Here is a 4,113-nt window from a genome sequence, read left to right as displayed (position 1 = left end):
GCCGACAGCCAGTCGGCGGCGATCGCCATGCCGTTGTAGAACGCCGGCACGCGCCGCCCCGCCACATAGTACTCGACGGGGTCGATGGTGCGCGTCAGAAAGCCGATGGTGGCGTAGACCGCCAGCGTGGCCAGCAAAAACGTCAGACCGATCGCCGTGCGCGACCAGCCCAGATACTCCAGCCAGCCGAGCACGAGCACGAAACCCACGAATCCAAGCGTGAAGCGACCGTAGAGCCGATCGAGCGTGCGGCGGAACTGGGGGTCGGGCGGCAGCGTGGACATCATGAAAGCACCTGCGGGTGGCTTGACACAGCGCAAGGCGACTGGCACCGACGCCCTGGGGACTCGGCCTCGGCGGGTGTAGTATCCCATGATCGCGACTCGGCCCTGCCCCATGGACACCGCCCTTGCGCCACACGCCCCCGACGACTCGATCCACCTGGCCTCGGTACCCGTGCGCAACTTGTTGCGCCAGCCGCCGCTGACGGTGCCCCCCGAGACGACGATCCACGCCGCCGCCGCCTCGATGCGCGAGCGGCACGCCTCCTCGGTACTCGTCGTGCGCGACGGCGAGCTGCTCGGCATCGTCACCGACCGCGACTTGCGCAACCGCGTGCTGGCCGTCGGGCTATCCCCCGATCGACCCGTGATCGAGATCGCGACGCTCGACCCGCAGACCATCGACATCGGCGCGCCCGCCTTCGACGCGCTGCTGCTCATGGCGCGCCTGAACATCCACCACGTGCCCGTGATGGATGGCCGCACCGTGGTCGGGCTCATCTCCAGTACCGACTTGCAGCAGCAGCAAAGCAACTCGGCGGTCAACCTGGCCGGCGCCATCTACCGGCAGGACAGCGTCGAGGGGTTGGTGGAGACGGCCGCGCGCATCGGGCAGCTGCAACGCCAGCTGGTGGCTGCCAACGTCAGTGCGCACGCCATCGGACGCATGGTGTCGGCCATGACGGATGCGCTGACCTCGCGGCTGCTGCAACTGGCCGAGGCGCGGCTGGGCCCTGCCCCCGTCCGCTATGCCTGGGTGGCGGCGGGTTCGCAGGGGCGCAACGAGCAAACCGCCAAGTCCGACCAAGACAACTGTCTGATCCTGGCCGATGACGTCGACGCCACCCAGCATGGCGCGTACTTCGAGGCACTGGCGCGCTTCGTGTGCGACGGGCTCGACGCCTGTGGCTATGTCTATTGCCCCGGCGAGATGATGGCCATGACCGCCACCTGGCGGCAGCCGCTGGCGCGCTGGCGCGAGTACTTCCACACCTGGATCGAGCGACCAGAGCCCAAGGCGCTGATGCTGACCTGCGTCTTTTTCGACCAGCGCTTCGTGCACGGCGCGCGCGAGCTACTCGATACCCTGAGGGCCGAGGTGTTGCAGCGCACGCCAGGCCAGCGCATCTTCCTGGCGCACATGGTGGGCAACGCCCTCACGCACCAACCCCCGCTGGGCTGGCTGGGCGGCATCCACACCATTCGCCACGGTGAACATGAGGGCACGATCGACCTCAAACACAGCGGCATCGTGCCCATCATCGACCTGGCGCGCATCTACGCGCTCGCAGGCGGCATCACCGCCGTCAGCACCCGCGAGCGCCTGCAGGCCGCTGCCAGTAGCGGCGAAATCACGGCCGAGCGCACGCGCGATTTGATCGACGCCCTGGACTTCTTGAGCGGCCTGCGCATCCAGCACCAGGCGCGTCTGATGGCCGCTGGCCAGCCGGCGGACAACTACCTGCGGCTCGACGAGCTCTCCGAGTTGGAACGCCGTCACCTCAAGGACGCCTTCGGCGTCGTCAAAGACCTGCAGGGCGTGTTGGAGAAGCGCTACCTGGCCGGCCGCTTCTGACGGGATGCCGGAGCCGACGGCACTGCGCGCGCCTCAATACGTCAGCCGCGCGTAGTAGGTGCGTTCGGACGCGCGGCGCGCTTGCCCCAGCGTGTGAATGCCCTGCTCGGCCAGCAGGGGGATGAGGCGCAAGAACACCTCGGCCGTGACCAGTGCATCGCCCAGCGCGGTATGGCGCCCAATGACGGGGATACCGAAGCGGGCAGCGATTTCCTCCAGCCGGTGCGAGGGCTGGGCCGGGTGCACCACCGCCGACAGCAGCAGCGTGTCCAGCACGGGATGGTCGAACACCACGCCCGTGGCCCGCTCCTTGAGCTGCAAAAATCGCATATCGAACGCCGCGTTGTGCGCGACGAGCACCGTGTCGCGGGCAAAGGCATGAAAGGCCGGCAGCACCTGAGTGATGTCGGGCTGATCGGCCACCATCTCGGGCGTGATGCCGTGGATGGGAATGCCTTCGCGCGGGATCGAGCGGCGCGGGTTGACCAATTGCTCGAAGCTCTCGTGCCGCAGCAGCTTGCCGTTGACGATGCGGGTGGCGCCGATCTGGATGATTTCGTCCCCTTCGGTGGGGTTGAGCCCGGTGGTCTCGGTGTCGAACACCGTGTACGCCAAGGCGCTCAGCGGCACGTCGTCGAGCGCCTGCGTTGCCGCGGACGAGCGAAACAGGTCGAAATCGTAGTACTCGGGCCGGCTCTCGGTGCGCACGAGCGCAGCCGCGTCGGCGCTGTCCGCAGACTCGATCGCGGGCAGCAACAGGCGAAAAAACGCCTCGCCGGCCGCCGTGTCGGTCTCGACCCACAACGCGCCGCTGTGCCGCTCCATGACGTCGCGCACGCTGGCCGTACCCCCCCCGTCGCCCACGCGCATGGGATCGATCTCCCACCCCAGCAAGCCAGTGACGGCGGCGTCGCCCGACGGCCGCCAGACCAAGTCCAGATGTACCTGAGGGCCTGGCCGCTGGCCTGCCGACGGTGCCCGCTGCAGCCGCAGCATGAGCGCCGTCACGCCCGCCTCGGTGTGCAGCCGCCGCGCCAAATACACCACGGCCTGGATCAGCGAGTAGCTCTCGATGCGCAGCCACGCGTCGCCATCGACCGCCCCGACCGTCACCTGCAGCCCAGGCACATCGGCCAGCCGGCGCGCGATCGCCGCGACCCAGTCCGCGGCCAACATGTCCTCCATCGGCCACTGGCTACCCCAGGTGTTGACCCCCTCGGCGACCAAACGCTGCACGCGCTCGCCCAGTGCCTGCACTTCTTCGCGCACCACCTGCGACAACCGCTCACGCAGCGCCGGGTCGGCGTCCGGCAGCTCCAGCACCTCCAGCGCGGCCTGCACATTGGCCAGCGAGCGACGGCTGCCCTCGGTCAAGTCCAGCCACAGCCGCTCGCGCGCCGCGGCCTGCTCGTGCTCGCGGGTAATGTTGTCGAGCACGAGCACGAAGCCCGCCAGCTCGTCGGCACCGTTGGCCGAGCCTTCGCCTTGACGCACCGGCGCGACCTGCACGCGCAACAACTGCCCCCCGCGCGTCGCGGTGACGAACTGGGCGCTCGGATGCGCCGCACCGCGGCGCATCCGCTGCCGAATGCGCTCAAGCGCGTGCGCGATCAACGCCGGCTCGAACACGGTGTAGATCGAGCGCCCCAGGCCGATCAACTCGGCCCCGCCGGCCAACATCGGGGCCTGCGACAGCGCCCGAAACTGCAGCCGCGCCCGGTTGTTGTAAAGCAGGATACGTCCGTCCAGGTTGCACACCACCACGCTCTGGGTCAGCTCCGACATCAGCGCGGCCAAGCGGGATTTTTCCTGCTCGATGCCGCGCGCCGCTTCGCGCACGCGCTCGTCCACCTGTGCCCGCAGCGCCTCGCGCTGCTGGACGAGTTGATTGAACAGGCGTGCCACCTGCCGCACCTCGGCCGGCCCACGCTCGCGCAACGCCGGCGCCCCCTGGGCCGTGAGCAGCACCCGCGCCTCCTCGGCCAGGCGCCGCCACGGGACCACCCCGACGTCGAACGCGCGCTGCAGCCCCCAGGCGACCGCCATCATGCCGAGCAGCCACATCAGCCCCACGAAGCCCCAACGATCGCCCAGTAAGTCGAGCATGCGGGCGCGTGCCTCGGGCTCGAGCGTGACGGCGATCAAGCCGATCGTCACCCCCAGCCAGGCGAGCGATACGCCCGCCGCCCCCGCCAACAGCCACCACAAGCGCGGGTCGATGCGGCGCCTCACCGCGCGTCCTCCAGCAACTCACGC

2 protein-coding genes and 1 pseudogene are annotated in these 4,113 nt (G+C 69.2%); 1 reads left to right on the top strand and 2 read right to left on the bottom strand.

Annotation, left to right across the window (positions count from 1 at the left end; all coding sequences use genetic code 11):
* Positions 1 to 287: pseudogene (locus tag Q0716_RS00760) on the bottom strand (cation acetate symporter); the annotation flags it as partial.
* Positions 288 to 396: 109 nt separating this feature from the next.
* Here Q0716_RS00760 and Q0716_RS00755 point away from each other — a divergent pair.
* The gene (locus Q0716_RS00755) at positions 397 to 1,857 is read left to right on the top strand and encodes a DUF294 nucleotidyltransferase-like domain-containing protein (protein ID WP_299018617.1); all 1,461 of its coding nucleotides are present in this window, start codon (positions 397 to 399) and stop codon (positions 1,855 to 1,857) included.
* A gap of 33 nt (positions 1,858 to 1,890) precedes the next feature.
* Here the strand turns inward: Q0716_RS00755 and Q0716_RS00750 are convergent, their stop codons facing one another.
* Positions 1,891 to 4,089 carry an exonuclease domain-containing protein gene (locus Q0716_RS00750; protein WP_299018615.1) on the bottom strand — a complete coding sequence of 733 codons (2,199 nt, stop codon included), beginning with the start codon at positions 4,087 to 4,089 and terminating at the stop codon, positions 1,891 to 1,893.
* Between the last annotated feature and the right edge of the window lie 24 nt (positions 4,090 to 4,113).

The organism is uncultured Tepidimonas sp. (genome assembly GCF_938045175.1).
Taxonomy (GTDB): Bacteria; Pseudomonadota; Gammaproteobacteria; order Burkholderiales; family Burkholderiaceae_C; genus Tepidimonas.
This window is presented reverse-complemented; position numbering and strand designations above follow the sequence as displayed.

Excerpts from the sequence above, each read along its gene's own strand:
- Q0716_RS00755 (WP_299018617.1), top strand. The coding sequence starts at position 397 with ATGGACACCGCCCTTGCGCCACACGCCCCCGACGACTCGATCCACCTG.